Below are 17,795 nucleotides of genomic sequence, written 5' to 3' on the forward strand. Positions count from 1 at the left end.
CATTACAGCCAAGTGCGATTCTTTGGACGATTTTAGTATCCTTACAATCCAAGAACCTCCTTAAAGTCTTTAAAGCCAATAACATAGCTAAGAATGATGATTGATCCCATAAACATAATAAAAAAAGCTCCCTGTAAATAAGTCATCATTTGCTTTCGTTTCTCTTTTTTCATTTTCTCACTCCTCTTTTTTTGCATATCTTTTCCAATTGTATTTTTTTCTATGCGACTAATCTAAATTCTTCAAGATATTAATAATTTATGGAAAGAGAGCAATAATAATAAAATCTCAAAGAAAGTAGCTGTTGTAGCGCTTTATCAAGCTAAATTCTGGCTTTCATTTACTATAAACGATAATGAGCATCTGACTTACTAAACTATACGAATGGTGAGTGAACATGATATTCCTTATTCAAGGTATGGCGTCATCTTCAGAAATTATGGAAGCGAAAAAGCATCTCGTCGAACTGACTATCAATCATTGGCTTTATTATGATTTATTTTCCATACAGTGGTGGATTCTTGTCGGTGCAACCATAATCCCTTATTTCATTTGGTGGAGACTAGTTAATATAAAGAGGTTTTACGAAATTTTTTCATATGGGCTACTTTGCGGCTGTTTTTCAATTGTTTTGGACATTATCGGCACAGAAATGCTGCTGTGGAGCTACCCTGATAAGCTTCTACCATGGATTCCTCCATTAATTCCTGCCGATCTGGTCATGATTCCAATTACCGCCATGCTCGTATATCAATATACAAATAAGTGGAAGACCTTTCTTATTGGTACAATCCTTTGGGCGGCATTGTTTTCTTATATTTTTGAACCGTTATTTGTGGAATGGAATATGTTTATGCTTGGTGACAATTGGAAGCATTCTTATTCCTTTATTGGCTTCATTCTACTAGGCATTGTATTAAGAGCGATATTTAAAGGAATAAAGCTTGGACTAATGCACAGCTTAAAGGACTCCACATAGTTAAGTGCATATATTCACTTTTTCCGTGGCATCTTAAGTGGGAGGTGATAACTCTTGGAAAACAATAATCAAAATCAAAATCAAAAAGAAGAACTAACGAAGAAACTGGCAGCACAGCAGGCAGCATTAGGTGTAGATTTGGATGAACAAGAAATCAACGGATTATGGGGCATGCTGGAAACGCAGGAAGAGGATGACTTGCACCAAAAAGAGAATAAATAATAGTAATACAAAAGAAACAGGAGTTCTTGTCATTGACATAGGAACTCTTGTTTTTTTCTATCTCTTTTCTTTCGCATTTAGAAGGGTTTATACTAAGTTATAAAGAATAGTAAGAGGGAGACGTTTTTTCTAAGAATTAAAATGAATAGGAGCATATGTATTACATGTCTAAATTAAAACTTTACTTTGTCCGTCATGGAGAAACTCAATACAATATTGAAAAAAGAATGCAGGGATTTTGTGATTCACCTCTCACAGATAGAGGGATACAGCAAGCAAAAGCAGTTGGTGCAGGTCTTGCTTCCATCGATTTCGAAGCGGTTTATGCGAGTGAAAGTCAAAGGGTCCAGGATACTGCTAAATTCGCACTAGGTGAAAAAGCACTGCCAATTAAAACAGATGCTCGATTAAAGGAAATGAATTTTGGTATATTGGAATCATTGTTACAAGAAGAAATCATCTCAGAGCATGGAAATATATTAGAAAAAATCTTTTCCATGTCTGATATTAATTTTAAAGTTCCAAAAGGAGAGTCTTTCACCGATTTATTAACAAGAACAAAGGCAGCTGTAGATGAAATAATCGCTACACATAAAGAGAACGGCGGAAACATACTGATTTTTTCGCATGGTGTCACAATCGGTTACTTGATCATGTCCCTTGCAAAAATGGAAACTTTTCCACATCATGATAATTGCTGTGTTTCCGTTATTTCCTATGAAAATGGTGAAATAACAGTTGAAATGGCTGCAGATCCCTCTTTCCGGGACAAAGGGATGGAATTGCTTTCATCTGCCAAATAACTACTTTTTGGCCAGCATTTGTTTGCTGGCCTATTCGAGGTTTTCTAATTGTTGTTTTAGTAGTTCTGCTACTTTCTTAAAATAAGCCTCCTCATGCGGAACAAAGTTGTTTTTACCAGCTTTACTTTCTTCGTCGTTGATTACTTTACCGTCTCGCCAAGGATAAATGACCAATTCATCCCTTTCTGCCATACAAAATGGATAAAAGGCCATAAACTCTGTGACAACGATGTCAGATACTTCCTCTTCCTGCAAATGAAAAGAAATATCATCATTCACTATATACAAATAAACATGGCTAAACTCATTGTCTACCAACTTATTTGTATGGATAATGTTCTTCACCGTTCCAAGCTTATACAGCTTGTCCCTCTCAATCGAAGGAAGCCCCAATTCCTCCTGCAGCTCTCTTACCCCGTCTGTGGATGTTTCTGTTGCCAATAAATGGCCTGCTGCAGTTATATCAAGGAGAGCGGGATAATCCCTTTTGCTTTTGCTTCGTTTTTGTAGAAATACATAATGCTTGCCGCTCATTTTTGTCATTAACCAGAAATGAACTGTTTCATGCCAAAGGCCTTCTACATGAATTTTTGTTCTCGGTGCCTTTCCAATAGGATTAAATTGTTCATCAAATACTTTTAACAGTTCATCTTCCATTACAAACTCTTCCCATCTTCATGCTTTTTGCATCTATTATATCATTGATTTCCATTTATTTACTAGATAGAATATAAGTAGTAAATAACTAGGAGGTCTTCTATGAAAAAAACTGGAAACAAGAAATGTATTCTGTACTGAAATGCATTGTTTTTGCCTTTATTCTTGTTTTTATATGCAGAAATTTCCTGTTTTCCCCGAGTGTTGTCCATGGTAATAGCATGTCTCCCACTTTTGAGGATGGCAACAAAATCATTCTCAGCAAAATTGCCGATATTCAGCGCTTTGACATGATTGTCTTTCATGCACCAGACAGCGATAATAATTACATAAAAAGAGTGATTGGACTTCCAGGTGATACAATTTCTGTTACGGATGACATTTTGTATGTGAATGGCAAAGCCTACAAAGAGCCTTATTTAACAGAAAACAAAAAAGAAGCTTCTACCTCTAAGCTCACTGGCGACTTTACGCTTTGGGAGCGTACAGGTAAGACAACTGTTCCTAAGGACAGCTTGTTTGTTTTGGGTGATAACCGATTATACAGTAAAGACAGCAGAATATTTGGTTTTATAAACAAAAACTCTGTTATCGGCAAAGTTGTTTTACGCATTTATCCACTTCATGAAATTGGACTCCCATAAATAAAGGGAAGAGGTTCGCCCTTCCCTTTTTACGTATTCCATTTCCCCATTGCTTCAAGTACGGCATGCTCAATTTCTTCATAGCTCGTGCACCTGCAAATATTGGAGGACAGCCATTCACGAATCATTTCTTTATCTGCGTTTGGAATCTTTGTTAATGCATGTGCATTGATAATAAACCCTGGCGTACAGTAGCCGCATTGGAAGGCAAACTGCTCGATAAAGGCTTTTTGTATCGGTGCTTCCAACAAGCCTTCAACTGTAACAACTTCCTTATCAATAGCCTCGACTGCAAGCATTAAGCATGATTTCATCGGCTCATTGTCTACAAGGACCGTACACGCACCACAATCTCCGTTTAAACACCCTGGCTTACTGCCTGTTAAATGCAAATCTTCCCGTAAAACCATCAGCAAGATTTTGTTCGGGATAACAGCCACTTGTTTCTCTTCCCCATTTACGAACAGCTTTATCAGCGTTTTTTTTGCTGGTATATGCATGCTACACCCTCTCCAAACTCACTAAAATTTCCTCGAGCAAATTCCTTAAGACAAATAGGCGGTACTCCTTTGAACCTTCCACGTCATCAAGGATTTCACCAGGCACTGCAGCAATCGCCCTGTTTAGCTTTTCCTCGTCACTTACACCTGTTTCATTTAACACAGCCTCCATTTGTTTGGAGCGGAATGGGAAGGTGCATAATCCGCTAAAGGCTAACCGAATATGATTGTCTATTTTTAAAGCTGCAGCTGTTATAAGTGGATAGCCTGTATCCCATTGCTGTCTTTTCTTTCGGGCTATATATGGAGCATGCAAATATTTTTCCTCAATGAATGCCTGGACAAATATCTCTCCATCCTCCAAAAGCATTTTTTCATTAAACTTCGAGGTTAGAAGATTCATGTTGATGTCCTTTCCTCTTGCTGTGACAATGAGGCTGTCTGATAGAAGGAGCGGAAGGACAGCTTCCCTGTAAAAGATATTTCCGCATATATTTCCGCCGAGCGTAATCTTGTTTCGTGCTGTCCTGTCAGCCACCTCTTTTGCCACCTCTGTTAACAGGGGAAACTGATTTTTTGTCTGAATCTCTGTTAGCGTGACTGCAGCACCAATCGCAAAATAGCCTTCAACCATATCATGAATTCTGACTGCATCGATAGCCTTTATATCAATAGCAGTGTCTAAGCTGATTTCCTGGAGACGAAACAAGGTTATGATTTCTGTCCCTCCACCAAAATACAGCGGCTTTCCTCCTTCAACCTGCTTTGTTCTAAAAAGCTCTGTCGCCTCAAGCAAACGAGTTGGTTTATAATAATCATAAATCATGTTTGTCTAACTCCTTTTTGCTTCTCCAAATTTCTTCGGGAATCAACGGCAGTCGTGTTAACTCTACCTCTGCTGCTAGTGATAATGCATTAGCCAAGGCGGCAGGTATTCCAATAAGCCCATGCTCGCCAGCACCTCTCGCACCATATGGAGCTTCTAAATGAGGTGTTTTGACAAAGTCAGCGATGTATTCAGGATGTTCTCCAAATCGAATCGGTCGATATGTCCGCAGCTGATGATTAAGGACTTTTCCGTTTTCATCAAAGTAAAAACCCTCCCTTGCAGCCCATGACAGCCCCATGCTCATTGCTCCTTTTACTTGTCCTACTGCTGCCTTATAATTCAATATTTCGCCAATATCCATAACAGTTATGGCCTTTCTTATCCTGTACGTAAAATCTTTCGTATTGTAATCAACCTCTATCCCATGTGCCCCAACAGCCCATTCAGGGCCTGGATTACCTTCACCTGTTTCCGGGTCAAGATTAGTTAAGCCTCTCAGTATATATTTGCCTCTTGCAACAATCTGCCCGCCGATTGCGGTCCCGTTCGGATACACATAACCATAAACAATCTCCTTAAATGGCAAAAAGGTAGCAGGATCATCACGTAAATACACCCGCTTATAGCCAACCTCAAGATCATCAACAGGGACCCGCATCACAGTAGAACCAAGGGACTTTATCTGGTTAATGGCATCATCTGCAGCAGCAAGCACAGCTCTTCCCGCCATTAATGTTCCCCTGCTCGCGACTGTCTTCCAGTGCTCTGGCTCTGTTTGTGTATCCACTGTCATGCGTACATGAATATCCTTAATATCCATTTTCAGCTTTTCAGCTAGTATTTGCGCAAGCACAGTTTTTGTACCAGTTCCAATTTCGACCAAACCAGACATAAGGTTGATGCTGCCATCAGAATTAAATGTTAGCACAACACCTGAACCGGCATCTGGACCAATCGTTGAATTCTTCCAGCTGCAGCTGACGCCTTTTACTCTTAGAACATGCTCTCCAATTCTTTTGACCATTCCCTTTTCCCAGTCAAACAACGGCCTCAGCTTGTTTATACATGCTTCCACATTGCCAACATTGCTTTTATTTAATACAACTCTTGTCGGTGTTTGGTCACCTGGATGGATTGCATTTATTTGTCTAAAATGAAGTGGGTCCATATTCAGTTTTTTTGCCATCATATCCATCGTTCGTTCAAAGGCAAAATGAACCTCTCCATGGCTGAAGCCGCGAAATGGGGCTGCATATGGATGATTCGTGTATACGCATAAGCTGTCGCAAAATAAATTTTCTAATTTATACGGTCCTGTGCAGTCAACTGCTCCTGCTGTAGTCAAATGCGGAGATTTATCTGCATATGCACCTCCATCAAAAATATATTCCAGCTCAGCAGCCGTTAATTTGCCGTCGGAGGAACAACCAAGCTTAACGTTTGCATGTAGACCGATATGGACTGGTGACACAAGGAGGTCGTCTTCTCTTGTATTGACTATTTTTACAAGCCTTCCACCAACTGCCTTGCTTGCAAGATAAGCAAATATCTCTAGCTGTACAGAAGCTTTGCCGCCATAGCCTCCACCAACAAACGGTGTTTTGACAATGATCTTGCCTGTAGGAATATGAAAGTCTCTGCTCAGAATTTTTTTCACCATATATGGTGCCTGTGAGCTTGTTGTTATCAGCACCTCCCCGTCAGGCATTATTTCACAAGTAGCACTTCTTGTTTCCATTGCAGTATGGTCTGCTATTGGCAGAAAGAACGCTGCGTCCATAATCACAGCAGATTCTGACCAGCCTTTTTCCATATTACCTTTACGGATCTTAGTTTTGTTGATGATATTTGTGCCTGTTATCGGATAAATTCCTGGGTCCTTAGCATATTCATTTATCCGCTCATGTAATAAAGGAGCATCCTTTTGCATTGCCTGTATTGGTGAGTTAACGACAGGCAGCACCTCATACTCTATTACAAGCAGCTCTTCAGCAGTTTGGGCAGCATCATTAGAATCAGCAACAATCAGTGCAACTATCTCACCAATGTAGCGGACCTTTGTATGTGCTATAGGGGGTCTATCCCGAACCTCCTCCCCAACATATGGCAAGCCTTTGCCAAGGACTACTGCCCGCACTCCTTTGTGCTGCAGTGCTTTTGTTTCATCAATCCGAAGAATATTTGCATGTGCATGCTTGCTTTTAACAAGCCTCACAAATAACGCTTCTCCTGTAGTCGTATCAGCAGTATAGTGGGCATAGCCTGTTACCTTGCTTTTTGACTCCTTCCGCACAACGCTTTTCCCAATAATATGCAAGTACAAAAACCTCCTCCGAGAAAACAATATAATCCGAAATTCGTTGTTCTAGTCTTTTATGTATATGAACAATATCCTAAAAAAATTAATGCAAAAGCCAATGATTTTTAGTCATCCAGCCTATCAGTGGTTAATATTGACGTTCATGTGATTTTGCTATAATATATGGCTGTACATGATAGCTTAACAAAGCTAAGAGGTTCATAGCAGATACCCTCTATAAAAAACTATGGATACAGGTGAACAACTGCCATGTCCATAAATCAGGATGTGGCTTTTTATTTTGTAAAAAAACAGCCATATCTATAGATTGCTATTCTCATATGTAACGATCAAATGAAATGGAGAGATTAAAATGTCAGGCAGAAAACACGAAGAAGGTCTTGAGGATTTAACATTGCTCGGGAACCAAGGAACAACCTACCTATATGAGTACAACCCAGAAATATTGGAGTCTGTTGACAACTTGCATGTGAACAGAGATTATTTTGTTAAATTTAACTGTCCAGAATTTACTAGCTTGTGTCAATAGGGCACACTTCAGTGGAGACACTGTTGCTTAAACCTCGTGAACTCAGGGAAGGAAGGAAATTCTAATCCTGAGCCAAGCCTCTAACAATTAGAGGAAGGTGCAGAGACTATCGAAACCATGCAGATTAAGAATCGGGTAAAAGTACTAGTTTGCAGAAGGGAGTAGAGTACATCCATACTATTGGGTGGAAGCGCGAGGATGCTTATATTCGACCGAAAGAATATATGTATATGATATAGTCCACCTGCAAATATTGCAGTGCCAATTACTGGACAACCGGATTTTGCTACAATGTACATCAGCTATATTCCGGACAAGAAAATCGTTGAAAGTAAATCTTTGAAGCTATACTTGTTTAGCTTCCGTAATCACGGTGACTTCCACGAAGATTGTGTGAATATCATCATGAACGATCTTATTAAATTATTAGATCCTAGATATGTCGAAGTATGGGGTAAATTCACACCAAGAGGCGGCCTATCAATCGATCCTTATTGCAATTACGGGAAGCCGGGAACTAAGTTTGAAGAAATGGCTGCACACCGTCTTATGAACCACGATTTATATCCAGAGAAAGTGGACAATAGATAATCGTAAAAAGGATGCCTTTTGGCATCCTTTATTATTTCCAGCCTTTTCGATTACAAAGGCTTGTTATATGGGCAAGATGGTGCTTACCATGCCAAGCATAAATGCCAATATTTCTTTTGAGCTCAATACTTCCTGATTCCGGATGAACGAATGTCTTATTTAACTGCTCTTGTGACAATGACCGCAGCAAGGAAACAAGACGGGCATGCAAGGAGTCAAGGAGCTGTAAGGAAACTTCTACAGCCATTTGCGAATCAGGCAGGCTAGCCCATTTGTCCTCAGCGTATGGTTTTATTACTGGAGTTTCTTCTGTTAAAGCAAGCTTAAACCTTGTGTAGGCATTAATATGGCTATCAGCAACATGGTGGACTACCTGGCGTATCGTCCAGCCTCCATCACGATAAGGAGTATCCAGCTGCTCTTCAGACAATCCAGTCACAGCTTCTCTCAGATTGGCAGGCAATTGTTCTAATTCATGTAACCATGAAGCAAGAACATCCTCCGTCAACTCACCCTCCCATTCAAACTCCCCAATTGGGTATCTTAAGTCTTTCATTTTCCCGTTCCTCCCTTTATGTTTGCTTTTCGGTTATATATGTCTTTATACTCGGTGGTTGATATGTATGGAACCTGTCTAGCATGACTGCAGGATTCTCTTCTACAATTGCAATGCTTCTGTATTTTTCTTGGAGGAATTCAGCATCTGCCATATGATTGATTAGATTGACCAAAGGATCATAATAATGATTCGTATTCAATATACCGCACGGCTTTTGGTGGAGGCCGAGTTGAGCCCATGTGAAAATTTCAAAAAACTCTTCCATTGTTCCTGCACCGCCAGGCAATGTAATGAAACCATCTGCTAACTCCGTCATTTTTGCCTTCCGTTCGTGCATCGATTGAACCGTAATCAATTCCGTTAAACCTTTATAAGCAATTTCCTTATTTTCGAGGAATTGCGGAAGAACTCCTGTTACTGCTCCTCCATTCTCCAAGACAGCACTAGCAATGCTGCCCATCAATCCTATGCTTGAACCACCATATACTAGCCCAATCTTTCTTCTGGCAAGTTCTTTCCCCAATTCTCTTGCTGCATCCATATAAATAGGAGAACTGCCTGTGCTTGAACCACAAAAAACGGCTATTCTTTTCACTATAAATCCCCCTTGTAATAAATGCCATATATCTCTTCTTTTATTATAAAATGTTCTGCTTCTTTTAGGAACCAAGATTGCTAATTTTACAAAAAACGTTCATTTTTTACATAAAGAAGCTCCTTCTTACAAAGCCTATAATAGGAATAGAAACTTAATTAACAAGGAGTTCTATTATTTTATTATGAAAAAGGAGTCGTTCATATGCTCACATTTTTTATAAGATGCGGCTTGATTCTTTTATCATGGTCGACGATCTTTTTATTGCCGAAAAAATCCTTCCTTAAATTCTTGCCTGTAACGATATTCTCTACTGTCGTCCTGCTGGTGGAAGACATGATTGGAAGAACCTATAAACTATGGAAGGTAAAGGGCGGAAAAAGAGGTGCGACAAAGAATGCCTTAACCTTTATCTTTGGACCTTTTTTCGTTGCTAATTTATGGACCTTCCATTTTACGTATGGCCGATTTTGGGTCTATACAATTTTTAATTTATTGTTTGATTTAGTTTTTGCTTATCCGCTGCATTACTTTTTGGACAAGGTCGGGTTATACAAATTGAAGAAAGTAAAGCCGATTTTTTTGTTTTACACCGCCTTTACTTATTCTATGCTCAACTACGGTTTTCAACTGTTTCTCGATAAAAATTTTATTATAAAAGAAAAAGACCACAAATAAGCAGCAAGAAGAATTTCACTTGCTGCTTATTTTTACGATTAATGGATTAACGACTTTAAAAAGTCGACATGTTCTCTGTCATTATTTAATACTTGGTGAACTAGATTCATGCTTTCATCATCGAGCTTATCTCTGACAAGCTGCTCAGACATTTTTATTCCATATAAATTTTCTCCCTTAATCGCATGTTTAATGATGACTTCATCCCCTTTGTCAGGATCAATAATATTGCCAATAAAGGATTCTGTCTTACCGATTAGCCCCTCACTATCAACTGATTCTCCGCCTAATTTTGAAATTCTCTCGGAAATTAGCTGCGCATTTTTAGTATGATCTGTTAATATATCTGTAAATGACTGCTTTAAGGACATATCCTCTAGATTTTGAATAAAATGTTCATACGAATGTATTCCCATAAATTGACCCTGCAGAAATTTATTTAAAGTTTTAACTGATTGATCTGTATTCACTTTTTTCACATCCATTTAGAAATTTGAAGTATTAAGAATTTGCCTGTTTACTCTAAAATATAAGCTCTAGTTAGAATGCTCATTTTCTACTTTTTTCATGCTCTCTGTATTCTTGTCCATTCCCTCTCAAGTAAATCATCATATGATGTTGTATAACTGATGAGCGGAGGTGAGAGACATGTCAAGAGGTTATGAAGAAAATGGCGGCGGTTACTCTAACAGCTTTGCATTGATTGTTGTTCTATTTATCCTATTGATTATCGTAGGTGCGTCTTTCCTATACTAATTTTTTAAAGGAAAATGCCCTGGTCTAAATGACCGGGGCATTTTCCTTTTACATGGAAGATTTCCATTCATCTGTGTGTAATAGCGCTTGGATGTTTTCATCAAGCTCGCTAAAACCTTGTTCCATCGCATATGCTTTCACCATATTACCGACAGCTGCAAACGAAATCTTGTTAAAATCTCCCAGCTTCAATACATGCCAATACTTAATAAAGAAGTCAACCGCTAGCTTATTGGGAAAGACTACAGTATTCCAACTGTCCTTCTTTAATAGGATGCGCATTTCCTGTAAATATTGCTCGTCCACTGCTAGTTTGTGTGTAATAAGAAGCTGATCATCGTCTGAATAATGGTTTCGTTTCTGCTGATCATGACCAAGTAAGATGGCAGAAGCCTTTCCATATCGTGCAGGCATACAAGGTATCCCCATTTGCTCAAGAAGTTTTCTTGATTTACCTGATACATATTCGATTTGTATGGGATGTTTAAATGAATGCTGCTTTTCTGCCATTTGCCGAAAAAAAATGTCCATGCTTGTTGGGTTTAAGAAAATCAATCGATGGCCTTTCATCATTTTCTTCAAATCATCATCAGTTAATTGGAGCTCTGTCACTTTTAAAATTGGGAAGGATACTGTCTTGGCACCAATTGCTTGGAAGTAGGACTCCAGCTTGCTGCGCTGTTCTCCTCCTCTAGCAATGATAATATGTTTATTTATCATGTCGTCTCCTTATAATTAATACTGTTCTATTATATCAAGCCAAGCACAGATTTTAATTACCGAAGCAAATAAAAAAATCAGCCCTTAAGAGCTGATTTCGTTTCCATTAAGGTGCACGTTTTACCACCTCTACACTATCTACCTTGTCACCAGCAAATGTGATATATACTTTATCCCCATTTTTCCATGTTGTTTCCTCTGTCTTATCTAAAACGACAATATCCTTGTCATCATAATTGTTGACTGCTGAAAAATGCTTGCCATCAGGGGTTTTACTAATAATAGTTGCCGAAATTGTCTGTTTTGCTTCATCATTATCTTCAATAACCTTCCTGTTAGCTTCTGTGATTATTTCAGGTTCTTTATAAACTGACTCTGCTGTTGTTTTAGGAGTAGAGTTAGAGGATAAAGTGAGTACAGCTATAATGACTAATGCCGTAGAAATGCCTGCTACTGCGTAATAGGAACGATTGCTTTTCAAATTCATCCTTAAAGACTCCTTTTTGTTCCTTAAATACCCGCTAAGGATTGGACTAAACAGGTTTGGGCATTTTTTGCGGAACAATTGGAGCCTTAATACTTTTCACTGTATTTTTCGTAAAGCATAAGGGATGTATGCGGTAGCCATTTACGCTTTTCAGGGTCTGCATAATATTGCATAAACGCTTGTTTTTCCTTTTCACTGAACGCTTTTGCAGCTCTGAGGTGCTCGCTGCAAAACCAGTTTACCTTATCTGGCTTATCCCATGCACTAAATGGAAAAAGCTTATCAGCACCGCGTACTTTACAAGCAAGACCCTCACATTTTTCTGCCTTTACTATCTCCATCAACCCCTCCAATGCAGCTTACTCTTTACCTTGTCTCACTTAAGAGAATATATGCAGGGAAGGAATTGAACTTGCTGTCACAGCAAAATATTGTTTCATAACCTGTTAATTCTTTTACTAATTTTTCAAGTTTTTTTAACAAGTTGTTTATATTCACCGCATAGAATGAAATTAAACTATTTTAGGGCGGGTGATTTACATGAAGCTTAAAAGCATCATTTGCTTTTTTAAAAGGAATCACAAGTATAGCTATTATTCGGACAAATGTGTTAGATGCGGCAAAGAAAAACAGCATTATTGACTAGTCAGATTCCTACTGCATATATTTTGGACAATAATAAAAGAGGCATCTTCTATATGCCTCAAGCTTTCCAGTAGTTATATGTATTTGTTTATGTATTAACCTTTCATTTTGTTCATTAGCCTTATTATTTGATTATCTAGTTCTTCATTTCTAGCACGAAAATAATTAAAATCCTCTTCTAGGCCTACTAGCGGGCAATTGTAAGTTATTTACTTAACTTTCTGTATTTAAGTTTAGCTAGTAACGTGTAAAACGAATTATTAGAAATACACATTCTTTTCTATAAAAAGGAGGTATTTCCATGCAGTTGGATTACATATCAGCACTTCCAATATTAGGTCTATTTTTCTTTAACATCATTCCTCTTGTCATTGCTGCTATTGCCGTCGTTTATTTGTTCAAGCTCATGAAGGAAAGAAATCATCTTCTTAAAGAGATAGCGCAAAGGCTTGAAAAATTAAATAAAGATTGAATGAGCTTCCTTTATACGAAAAAAAAAGCAGATGGCACTCATCTGCTTTTTTCAAGTGGTTCATTATTTTGCAAGAAACTGAATTAATTCCTTGTTAAATCTGTCTGCATGTGTTGCGTTAAATCCGTGTGGAGCTCCTTCTACAACGACTAGCTCAGAGTTTGCAAGCATATTGTGAGCTAGCTTACCGCTTGCTTCTAAAGGAACGACACCGTCTGAATCACCGTGGATAACCAATGTTGGAACAGTGATGCTAGCTAAATCATTGCGGAAGTCCGTGCGCCCAAATGCGCCAATGCAATCAAGCGTGCCTTTCGGTGATGCGAATGCTGCAATATCACGATTGTATAATCGCAGTGGTTCACTAACAAGGTCCTTGTTTTCACCTGCCGTAAAGAAATTATGCGTAAACTCTTCGAGGAAAGCGATACGATCTGTTTTAACACCATTTTCAAATTCAGCAATTGTTGCATCATCAAGTGCTCCCTCTGGATGATCAGCTGATTTATACATGTATGGAGGAACAGCACCAGCTAAAACAGCTTTTTCGATGCGCTCCTCTCCATATGTACTAATGTAACGGACCACTTCTCCGCCTCCCATAGAAAAACCTACAAGTGTTACATCTTGAAGCTCCAGATGCTCTATTAAAGTGTGCAGGTCTTTTGTTAATGTATCATAGTCATAGCCTTCATATGGTTGTGAGGATTGACCAAAACCACGGCGATCATAAGCAATTACTCGATATCCAGCATCAATTAACGCAGGAACTTGAGCTTCCCAAGAACGAGAGCTTAACGGCCATCCATGAATAAGCACAATTGGTTTCCCGCTTCCATGGTCCTCGTAGTATATTTTAACTGGTTCATTATTTACTGTATCGACTGTTAATTTTGGCATTTTCTCAACCTCCAATAATAATTTGTTTTTAGCAAAGCATATGCTAAGGCATCTGCATTAGTCTTTTTTTACTTAAGACAACCTTTCAGTACTATACCCAACAATTTTTCTCGGTAATCGTCAGATTTATATTTATACCATTCTATAACTATCATAAGCATTGCTGTTACATTGCTGTTACATAGCTGTTAAGGCTTATTATAAAGCAAAGATGCTCGCCAAAAGGAAAGCATCTCTGCAGGAAAAACCTTTATTAAAAACTTTCAACTGAAAAACGGCTCTTTTTCAGTTGTAATGAGGGACTCAGTTGTTGATGTGTGTACTTCCTCTAATAATGCCGGGTTTTCCATTAAAGAAAGACCATAGGAAGGAATCATCTCTTTAATTTTCGGCTTCCACTCTTCTATATGCTGAGGGAAGCATTTGTTTAGTACCTCAAGCATGACCTGAACTGCTGTGGAAGCGCCTGGTGAAGCACCAAGCAGTGCTGCAATAGAGCCGTCGCCTGCTGTTATAACCTCTGTGCCGAATTGCAGTGTTCCCTTTCCTCCAGCCTCCGTGTCTTTAATTACCTGCACTCTTTGACCAGCAACAACTAAATCCCAATCCTCCATTTTTGCATTTGGAATAAACTCACGCAGTTCTTCCATACGCTGTTCCTTTGACAACATCACTTGCTGGATCAAATATTTAGTTAATCCCATGTTTTTTGCACCTGCTGACAGCATGGTGAAAATATTATCTGGTTTTACTGATGTGATTAAATCAAACATAGAGCCAGTTTTCAAAAATTTCGGCGAGAAGCCAGCGAAAGGTCCAAACAACAGCGATTTTTTATTATCAATAAAGCGTGTATCCAAATGAGGCACAGACATTGGCGGTGCGCCAACCTTAGCCTTTCCATATACTTTAGCATGATGCTGATTGATAATATCAGGATTTTTACACACCATGAATATCCCGCTTACTGGGAAGCCACCAATATGCTTGCCTTCTGGAATACCGGATTTTTGAAGCAAATGCAAGCTTCCTCCTCCGCCCCCAATAAAAACAAATTTTGCTGTATGACGTTCAATCGTGTTAGTTTGAAGATTACGTACCGTCAGCTCCCATAAACCGTCTTTGGTCCGCTTTAAATCATGAACACTATGCTTATACTTAATAGTCACGCCATTATCTTCAAGATGGTTAAACAGCATCCGTGTTAATGCACCGAAGTTTACGTCTGTTCCTGAATCAATTTTCGTTGCTGCAATCGGTTCATTTACATTTCGGCCATCCATGATAAGGGGAATCCATTCCTTCAGTTTTTCAGGATTATCGGAAAATTCCATCCCTTCGAATAAGGGATTGTTTGACAGCGCTTTAAATCTTTTCCTTAAAAAATCAACATTTTCTTCGCCTTCTACTAAACTCATATGAGGTAATGGCATGATAAAATCCTTCGGGTTATGTATGCGCTTACTGTTAACGAGATAAGACCAAAACTGCATGGAAACTTGAAATTGTTCGTTAATATTAATTGCTTTGCTGATATCAATCGATCCGTCTGGTTTTTCAACAGTATAATTCAGCTCACACAACGCAGCATGCCCTGTCCCCGCATTGTTCCATTCGTTTGAGCTTTCCTCTCCTGTGTTTGCAAGTTTCTCAAATACTGTAATCTTCCAGTCAGGCACTAATTCTTTCAGAAGCGTCCCCAATGTTGCACTCATTATTCCGGTACCAATTAAGAAAACATCTGTGTTAGTTTCTCTTTTGCTCATATTAACCTTCCCTTTACATTATTGTATTCGCAGAAAGGATGCAGGCGCTCTTTATGAACACACCATTTCTGTCTTCGTTTTTTGATACTCTCTTAAATTATTATAATTATTTACAAATAAAAATATCTACCATTATCTGATAATTATATACTATTTACAGCATTTAAAAAAGGATAAGTTCTCTTTGAACTGCTTTTATAAGTATAAATCCCCATTTAAAGCACTTTTAGCCAGAAAAAAATGCACTTACTCTTTAAATTTAGAGATGCAATATGTATCTCCACTTTCCACATTATATGCAAAAAGAATGTATTTTAGTAAAACAGCATACATCCATTTAGAAAAAGCAACAAGAATAACTCTTCAAGAATACTATTCTAGAAAAACATTTATCTATAAAATAATGTTATGAGACAAAAGCTATTTTTAACCGAAACCAGTAGCTAACCCTCTCCAATCCCTTTATACGTTAACCTTTCTTGGATTGTTTTACTTCTGCATACGATTCTAGAAAGTAAGGAATCCAATAGCAATAAGTTGTTATAATCTTCTGAAGCGTTAATGTAGAAAAGTAATATTTTGCTATATAAATCAAGAAGGCCACAATTTTGTGACCTTCTTGATTTATTGTGTTCACTTTAGATGACACCTTGCTCGAGCATGGCATCTGCAACCTTTTTAAAGCCTGCAATATTTGCTCCGGCAACAAAATTCCCTGCCATTCCATATTCCTCTGCAGCTTGCATGCTTTTTGTATAAATGTCCTTCATAATAGCTTGTAATTTACTATCTACCTCTTCTTTTGTCCAAGCAACCCTTGCACTGTTTTGTGCCATTTCCAATGCAGAAACAGCAACACCACCTGCATTAGCAGCTTTTGCTGGTCCAAATAAAACGCTGTGTTCCATAAAGTAATCAACTGCACCTTGTGTTGATGGCATGTTAGCACCTTCTCCAACTGCTTTTACACCATTTGAAACAAGTCGTTCTGCAGCAATCTTATCAAGTTCATTTTGAGTTGCACTTGGTAATGCAATATCACATGGAATCGACCAAATCCCTGTACAGCCCTCATGATAAAGTGCCTCTGGATGCACATTAACATACTCAGCAATTCTCTTTGACTCCGTTTCCTTTAAGCGCTTAACAGTATCAAGATTGATGCCATTTCGGTCATAAATATATCCACTTGAATCACTGCATGCAACTACTTTTGCACCTAATTGCATTGCCTTTTCAATTGCATAAATGGAGACATTACCTGATCCAGAAACAACGACTGTGCTACCATTAAAGCTTAAGCCTTTACTTTGCAGCATTTCCTCAACAAAGTAAACTAATCCATAGCCTGTTGCTTCTTTCCTGCCAAGGCTGCCGCCATAGCCAATGCCTTTTCCTGTCAGCACTCCTGCTTCAAAGGCACCTTTAAGCTTTTTATATTGACCAAACATATAGCCGATTTCCCTTGCACCAACACCAATATCACCAGCTGGGACATCAATGTCAGGTCCGATATGTTTGCTTAGCTCTGTCATGAAGCTTTGGCAAAAACGCATAATTTCCATATCTGATTTTCCTTTAGGATCGAAATCAGATCCACCTTTGCCTCCGCCTATCGGCTGTCCTGTTAACGAATTTTTAAAGATTTGCTCGAAACCAAGGAATTTAATGATACTAGCATTAACAGTTGGATGAAATCTCAATCCACCTTTAAACGGACCAATCGCACTATTGAACTGAACTCGGAATCCTCTGTTCACTTGAATAGTTCCATTATCATCAACCCACGGTACTCTAAAGCTAATCATGCGCTCTGGCTCTACTATTCTATCTAATACTGCCTGATTAATATAAACAGGATTTTTTACAAGTACAGGAACTAAAGAATCCAAGACCTCTTTAACAGCCTGGTGGAACTCTGCTTCATTTGGATTACGAGCTTGCACTAATTTATATAAACGATTTACATATTCTTCTGCATTCTCTCTATCTTTAATATCCGTATTTTCCAATGCTTCGACAACTTCCATAATAATTCAGCCCCTAAAAATAATTTAAAGTTTAGAAAATTCCTTTTCTTTTAAGTGGTTTCATTTTATAATTTTGTAATTGATAGTTCCAATATTAATTTCGGATGAAATTC

Annotated in this window: 22 protein-coding genes and 1 pseudogene; 9 read left to right on the forward strand and 14 right to left on the reverse strand. The window is 38.4% G+C overall.

The features are described from left to right. Positions 1 to 41: 41 nt before the first annotated feature. Positions 42 to 173 carry a hypothetical protein gene (locus EM808_RS29595; RefSeq protein ID WP_259347222.1) on the reverse strand — a complete coding sequence of 44 codons (132 nt, stop codon included), beginning with the start codon at positions 171 to 173 and terminating at the stop codon, positions 42 to 44. A 224-nt stretch (positions 174 to 397) separates the two neighbouring features. Here EM808_RS29595 and EM808_RS23425 point away from each other — a divergent pair, with 224 nt between their 5' ends. From EM808_RS23425 to EM808_RS23435, 3 genes are all read left to right on the forward strand, one after another. Then, positions 398 to 979, forward strand: coding sequence for a CBO0543 family protein (locus EM808_RS23425; protein WP_191965165.1), 582 nt, complete (start codon positions 398 to 400; stop codon positions 977 to 979). 54 nt (positions 980 to 1,033) lie between these two features. After that, positions 1,034 to 1,201 carry a DUF4021 domain-containing protein gene (locus EM808_RS23430; RefSeq protein WP_225314780.1) on the forward strand — a complete coding sequence of 56 codons (168 nt, stop codon included), beginning with the start codon at positions 1,034 to 1,036 and terminating at the stop codon, positions 1,199 to 1,201. A 164-nt stretch (positions 1,202 to 1,365) separates the two neighbouring features. Then, positions 1,366 to 2,004, forward strand: a complete 639-nt coding sequence (locus EM808_RS23435) for a histidine phosphatase family protein (RefSeq protein WP_164849763.1) — start codon at positions 1,366 to 1,368, stop codon at positions 2,002 to 2,004. 30 nt (positions 2,005 to 2,034) lie between these two features. Here EM808_RS23435 and EM808_RS23440 read toward each other — a convergent pair whose 3' ends face one another. Beyond that, positions 2,035 to 2,661 (reverse strand): NUDIX hydrolase, encoded by a 627-nt coding sequence (locus EM808_RS23440; protein ID WP_127741368.1) that lies wholly within the window; start codon positions 2,659 to 2,661, stop codon positions 2,035 to 2,037. 125 nt (positions 2,662 to 2,786) lie between these two features. Here EM808_RS23440 and lepB point away from each other — a divergent pair, with 125 nt between their 5' ends. Further along, a complete protein-coding gene (lepB, locus tag EM808_RS23445; protein WP_127741370.1) occupies positions 2,787 to 3,305 on the forward strand; it encodes a signal peptidase I in 519 nt (172 codons plus the stop codon). A 29-nt stretch (positions 3,306 to 3,334) separates the two neighbouring features. Here the strand turns inward: lepB and EM808_RS23450 are convergent, their stop codons facing one another. The 3 genes from EM808_RS23450 to EM808_RS23460 are packed head-to-tail and all read right to left on the reverse strand — an operon-like array spanning position 3,335 to position 6,951. Continuing rightward, positions 3,335 to 3,805, reverse strand: coding sequence for a (2Fe-2S)-binding protein (locus EM808_RS23450; protein WP_127741372.1), 471 nt, complete (start codon positions 3,803 to 3,805; stop codon positions 3,335 to 3,337). Between the two features lies 1 nt (position 3,806). After that, on the reverse strand, positions 3,807 to 4,631 hold the full coding sequence (locus tag EM808_RS23455) for an FAD binding domain-containing protein (protein WP_127741374.1): 825 nt from the start codon (positions 4,629 to 4,631) through the stop codon (positions 3,807 to 3,809). Next, positions 4,621 to 6,951, reverse strand: coding sequence for a xanthine dehydrogenase family protein molybdopterin-binding subunit (locus tag EM808_RS23460; protein WP_127741376.1), 2,331 nt, complete (start codon positions 6,949 to 6,951; stop codon positions 4,621 to 4,623). The genes EM808_RS23455 and EM808_RS23460 overlap by 11 nt, the downstream gene beginning before the upstream one ends. Positions 6,952 to 7,306: 355 nt before the next feature. Here EM808_RS23460 and EM808_RS23465 point away from each other — a divergent pair, with 355 nt between their 5' ends. Then, complete coding sequence (locus tag EM808_RS23465; RefSeq protein WP_375545205.1) at positions 7,307 to 7,483, forward strand: tunnelling fold family protein; 177 nt, start codon at positions 7,307 to 7,309, stop codon at positions 7,481 to 7,483. A 261-nt stretch (positions 7,484 to 7,744) separates the two neighbouring features. Next, positions 7,745 to 8,074: pseudogene (queF, locus tag EM808_RS23470) on the forward strand (preQ(1) synthase); the annotation flags it as partial. 31 nt (positions 8,075 to 8,105) lie between these two features. Here the strand turns inward: queF and EM808_RS23475 are convergent. Together EM808_RS23475 and EM808_RS23480 are read right to left on the reverse strand one after the other, a co-directional pair. Continuing rightward, positions 8,106 to 8,630: a YfiT family bacillithiol transferase gene (locus EM808_RS23475; protein WP_127741378.1), complete on the reverse strand. Its 525-nt coding sequence runs from the start codon at positions 8,628 to 8,630 to the stop codon at positions 8,106 to 8,108. 16 nt (positions 8,631 to 8,646) lie between these two features. Then, positions 8,647 to 9,228 carry an LOG family protein gene (locus EM808_RS23480; protein ID WP_127741380.1) on the reverse strand — a complete coding sequence of 194 codons (582 nt, stop codon included), beginning with the start codon at positions 9,226 to 9,228 and terminating at the stop codon, positions 8,647 to 8,649. 204 nt (positions 9,229 to 9,432) lie between these two features. On the opposite strand from EM808_RS23480, the gene EM808_RS23485 reads away from it, so the two are divergent. After that, a complete protein-coding gene (locus EM808_RS23485) occupies positions 9,433 to 9,906 on the forward strand; it encodes a hypothetical protein (protein ID WP_127741382.1) in 474 nt (157 codons plus the stop codon). A gap of 38 nt (positions 9,907 to 9,944) precedes the next feature. Here EM808_RS23485 and EM808_RS23490 read toward each other — a convergent pair whose 3' ends face one another. Then, a complete protein-coding gene (locus EM808_RS23490) occupies positions 9,945 to 10,376 on the reverse strand; it encodes a DUF2383 domain-containing protein (protein ID WP_235856697.1) in 432 nt (143 codons plus the stop codon). Positions 10,377 to 10,554: 178 nt separating this feature from the next. Between EM808_RS23490 and EM808_RS23495 the strand changes: the two genes are divergently transcribed. Then, the gene (locus EM808_RS23495) at positions 10,555 to 10,662 is read left to right on the forward strand and encodes a YjcZ family sporulation protein (RefSeq protein WP_127741386.1); all 108 of its coding nucleotides are present in this window, start codon (positions 10,555 to 10,557) and stop codon (positions 10,660 to 10,662) included. Between the two features lie 48 nt (positions 10,663 to 10,710). Here the strand turns inward: EM808_RS23495 and EM808_RS23500 are convergent, their stop codons facing one another. From EM808_RS23500 to EM808_RS23510, 3 genes are all read right to left on the reverse strand, one after another. Beyond that, on the reverse strand, positions 10,711 to 11,382 hold the full coding sequence (locus EM808_RS23500; protein WP_127741389.1) for a hypothetical protein: 672 nt from the start codon (positions 11,380 to 11,382) through the stop codon (positions 10,711 to 10,713). A 106-nt stretch (positions 11,383 to 11,488) separates the two neighbouring features. Next, on the reverse strand, positions 11,489 to 11,869 hold the full coding sequence (locus EM808_RS23505) for a hypothetical protein (RefSeq protein ID WP_127741391.1): 381 nt from the start codon (positions 11,867 to 11,869) through the stop codon (positions 11,489 to 11,491). 86 nt (positions 11,870 to 11,955) lie between these two features. Continuing rightward, positions 11,956 to 12,210 (reverse strand): hypothetical protein, encoded by a 255-nt coding sequence (locus tag EM808_RS23510; protein ID WP_127741393.1) that lies wholly within the window; start codon positions 12,208 to 12,210, stop codon positions 11,956 to 11,958. A gap of 605 nt (positions 12,211 to 12,815) precedes the next feature. Between EM808_RS23510 and EM808_RS28765 the strand changes: the two genes are divergently transcribed. Further along, positions 12,816 to 12,986: a hypothetical protein gene (locus tag EM808_RS28765; RefSeq protein ID WP_164849764.1), complete on the forward strand. Its 171-nt coding sequence runs from the start codon at positions 12,816 to 12,818 to the stop codon at positions 12,984 to 12,986. 63 nt (positions 12,987 to 13,049) lie between these two features. Here EM808_RS28765 and EM808_RS23515 read toward each other — a convergent pair whose 3' ends face one another. The 3 genes from EM808_RS23515 to gdhA all read right to left on the reverse strand — a co-directional run bounded on the left by EM808_RS23515 (position 13,050) and on the right by gdhA (position 17,682). Continuing rightward, a complete protein-coding gene (locus EM808_RS23515) occupies positions 13,050 to 13,886 on the reverse strand; it encodes an alpha/beta fold hydrolase (protein ID WP_127741395.1) in 837 nt (278 codons plus the stop codon). 263 nt (positions 13,887 to 14,149) lie between these two features. Then, positions 14,150 to 15,652: a malate:quinone oxidoreductase gene (locus tag EM808_RS23520; protein ID WP_127741397.1), complete on the reverse strand. Its 1,503-nt coding sequence runs from the start codon at positions 15,650 to 15,652 to the stop codon at positions 14,150 to 14,152. 638 nt (positions 15,653 to 16,290) lie between these two features. Continuing rightward, positions 16,291 to 17,682 carry an NADP-specific glutamate dehydrogenase gene (gdhA, locus tag EM808_RS23525; protein WP_127741399.1) on the reverse strand — a complete coding sequence of 464 codons (1,392 nt, stop codon included), beginning with the start codon at positions 17,680 to 17,682 and terminating at the stop codon, positions 16,291 to 16,293. Positions 17,683 to 17,795 lie beyond the last annotated feature (113 nt).

The organism is Niallia taxi (assembly GCF_004005475.1).
Lineage (GTDB): Bacteria > Bacillota > Bacilli > Bacillales > Cytobacillaceae > Niallia > Niallia taxi.